This window comes from Streptomyces sp. NRRL F-5126, from assembly GCF_000721265.1.
Taxonomy (GTDB): domain Bacteria; phylum Actinomycetota; class Actinomycetes; order Streptomycetales; family Streptomycetaceae; genus Streptomyces.
Map to the genome: position 1 here is coordinate 1 of NZ_JOFZ01000048.1, position 1,321 is coordinate 1,321.

Genomic DNA, 1,321 nt, shown 5'->3' on the forward strand with positions numbered 1-1,321 from the left:
GTGGCTGACCTGTCCCTGGCCGGGCCGCGGGAGGGCGGTGCGGCGGGGGGGGGGGCGCGTCGGCTGCCGTGTCTCGTACCAGAGGCGACCGGCGGCTTGCCGGTGGGGGAGAGCGGTGCGCTGGTGGGTGTGGCGTTGCCGGCGGGAGTGCAGCTGGTGCGGATGCTGCGGCACGCCGTCGACGCGCTCGGCGCGACCGTCGTCATGGTCACCCGCGACCCGGTCGCGGCCGCCTGGGCCGATCGCATACTGTTCCTCGCCGACGGCGCCTTCGCCCCTGGTCACCGCCCCCGACGTGGTCTTCGCCGACGAGCGCACCGGCGCGTTCGACACCGGCACGGCCGCCGAGGTGCTCGGACGTCGTGGGTGCGGGCGGTGGCCGAGGCGGTCGGGCAGACGATGGCGACACTGGGCGCGGTGTGTGTGTTCGGCGACCCGGGCCGGGGGCGACCCGGGCCGGGGCAAGACCGCGGCCGTGCGGATGGCGCTTGGCGAAGTGCCCCCGGGCCGGAGGGTGACAGGGTGCCGGTACCGGTTCGCCCGTCGGTGGCCGGCATGAGGCGTGCGGTATTCGACGCGCTGGTGCTGCCGGGCCGCTTCCCGCACACGCCGGCAGGCGGCCGACGCCGCGCTCACGTGGGCCTTGACTGAGGCGCGGGTACTGGTGGTCGACGAGGCACAGCGCCTACCCGTGCCGTGCCTGGAGTACCTGCAGATTCCATCCGCTGTGGCGCACCGTGCCGGCCCCGGACCTGACGCGGATCGACCAGTCGTGCGCGTTCTGCAGGTGGGCAGTCAAAGCGGCCCACGTGCGGAACGTGCCGTGCGCATCTACACCCCAGAAGGCCGCTCCTTTGACGAGGACGTCATCGAGCTTCAGTTCTTCGAGGACGGCGGGCTGCGACTGCTCATGACCCGCCTCTCCGATGCCAACTCAAGGACGTACCAGTCACCGGACGAGGCCAAGCAGGTCATCTTCGACTCCGCCGCTGTCCTCTTCACCCGACACATGCTGGAACTGATCCGTCTGATCTCCCAGGACGTGGGCTACCACGGCAACTGGGCCGTGGCTGTGGGTGCCAACCGACTCCGCGGCCGACGTCGCTGGAGCCAGTCCATGTTCGCCGGCTATCACAGGTACAGCGCCGACACCTACGAGGAGAGCACCGGCACCCCCATGGCTGCCCTGCGCGACGCGCCCGGCACAGTAACGCGAAGGCTCCTGGGCCCCCTGCTCCGCTCACTGGACTTTGAAGAAGCGTTCGAAAGCGTCCTGGCCCGCCGAGGGGTGACCCTCACTGCTCCCTGAGTCGGTACGAGA

Annotated in this window: 1 protein-coding gene and 1 pseudogene; both read left to right on the forward strand. The window is 71.2% G+C overall.

Annotated features, from left to right (window positions below; all coding sequences use genetic code 11):
* Positions 1 to 165: 165 nt before the first annotated feature.
* Positions 166 to 276: pseudogene (locus tag IH48_RS37275) on the forward strand (ABC transporter ATP-binding protein); the annotation flags it as partial.
* Positions 277 to 823: 547 nt separating this feature from the next.
* The gene (locus tag IH48_RS0132215; RefSeq protein WP_030912886.1) at positions 824 to 1,309 is read left to right on the forward strand and encodes a hypothetical protein; all 486 of its coding nucleotides are present in this window, start codon (positions 824 to 826) and stop codon (positions 1,307 to 1,309) included.
* Positions 1,310 to 1,321: the final 12 nt, after the last annotated feature.